Below are 1851 nucleotides of genomic sequence, written 5' to 3'. Positions count from 1 at the left end.
CTAAATACAAGAATAAGAAAGTATATTTTTCAAATATAAAAATAAAAGATACTGGCGATATGCATAAAATATTACATTGTGCAGATTTGGGGTTAGCAACATATTGTCCTAATTTTGCCAATAAATATACGGGAAAAAATATTGAATTTATTGGGCTAGCTTCTGGGAAAATAAGTACTTATTTGCAAAATGGATTACCAATTATAACTACAAAAAATAAAATTTTGGATGAGAGTATTAAAAAGAATAATTTAGGTTTTTCTATAAAAAGTATAGAAGAAATTCCAGTTATATTAGAACACTTTAAACCATCTCGGCATATTAATAAAGCTTGCATAGATTTTTTTTATAAAGAGTTAAGCTTCGATAATTATTCAAAAGATCTATTAAGATTGATAGAAAAATTATTAAATAAGACTGATGAGGTGAATAACATATTAAAAGAAACCAATGAATAAAGATATCTACTATAAAAATTATGAAGAAAGACCCACAAGACTTAGTGTAATTACCGCAACTTATAATGTAGAAAAATTCTTACCTAGATTAATAAAAAGTCTACAAGAGCAAGTCGATAAAGATTTTGAGTGGATCATTTCTGATGGAGTGTCTAGCGATAAGACTTTAGAAATTTTAAAAAATACTGGCGGGATAAATATAAAAGTAATTTCGGGCGAAGACTTTGGGATTTATGATGCTTTAAATAGAGGCATAAAAGCTTGTAATGGAGAATTCTATCTTGTTATCGGTGCTGATGATGAGCTTTATTCAAATGCTATTAAAGATTATAAGAAAGCCATGGGGGATGGTGTAGACATAATAACAGCTTGTATTGATACTAATAATGGCAAAATTGAGCCAAATGGTGGACCAAGATGGCTAAAGGCACAAGCTCACTACATCTCTGGACATGCTGTAGGCTCAATATACCGCACAAGTCTTCATCAAAAACTTGGTTACTATTCAAGAAAATTTCCAATAGCGGCAGATCAGCTATTTGTATTGACTGCTGCAAATTATGGGGCAAAGATAAAAGTTGTAAAAAGTGTTGTAGGTAAATTTTCAAATTATGGAGTTAGTAGTATTGATATGTTAGGAGCTCTTTGTGAATTTTATAGAGTTCAGGTGGTGATGGGCGAAAATAAATTTGTGCAAACTACTCTATTTATTTTAAGACTTATTAAAAATTTTAGAAAATTATAAAGATATATAAATGAAAGACTATGGTGTTTCTATAATAGTTCCCATATATAATGTGGAGAAATATATAGAAAAATGTGCAACTACGCTTTTAGAGCAAGACTATAACAATATAGAGTATATTTTTGTAAATGATTGCACTCCAGATAGTTCTATGAAAATTTTAAAGGACATTATTGAAAGATACCCAAATAGAAAAAGCCATGTAAAAATCATTAATAAAATAAAAAATGAAGGCTTACCGCAAGCTAGAAAAAGTGGGTTGAAAATATCAAGTGGCAAATACATTTTACATGTAGATAGTGACGACTGGGTCGATAAAGATATGGTAAGTTCTTTGATGAGTGAAGCTAGAAAAAGTTATGCAGACATAGTTTGTTTTGACTATATTAAAGAATTTAATAAAAAAAGCGTTGTAAAAAGTTTTTTTTATACAAAAAATTACCCAAAGTCTAATTTGAACTTTGTAAAAGCTATTTTATCTCATGAAATTTCTGTTTCCATGTGTGATAAATTGGTTAAAAGAGAGCTTTATGAAAATGTTGAATTTCCATATTTTTCACACTGTGAAGATAGTTTTGTAAATTTACAGCTTGTTTATTGGGCAAAAAAAATTACTCACATTGCAAAACCATTTTATCACTATAGAAC

At 28.7% G+C, this 1851-nt stretch carries 3 protein-coding genes; all 3 read left to right on the top strand.

Annotation, left to right across the window (positions count from 1 at the left end):
• Positions 1 to 458 (top strand): glycosyltransferase (locus F3G75_RS09365; protein WP_508610345.1); only part of this gene is annotated, 458 nt, incomplete at its 5' end.
• Positions 451 to 1203, top strand: coding sequence for a glycosyltransferase (locus tag F3G75_RS09225; RefSeq protein WP_149717343.1), 753 nt, complete (start codon positions 451 to 453; stop codon positions 1201 to 1203). The genes F3G75_RS09365 and F3G75_RS09225, both read left to right, overlap by 8 nt.
• Positions 1204 to 1213: 10 nt before the next feature.
• Positions 1214 to 1851, top strand: a 638-nt coding sequence (locus F3G75_RS09220) for a glycosyltransferase family 2 protein (protein ID WP_149717342.1), incomplete at its 3' end; no start/stop codon positions are given.

The sequence above is a fragment of the Campylobacter concisus genome, assembly GCF_902460705.1.
Lineage (GTDB): Bacteria > Campylobacterota > Campylobacteria > Campylobacterales > Campylobacteraceae > Campylobacter_A > Campylobacter_A concisus_Z.
This window is presented reverse-complemented; position numbering and strand designations above follow the sequence as displayed.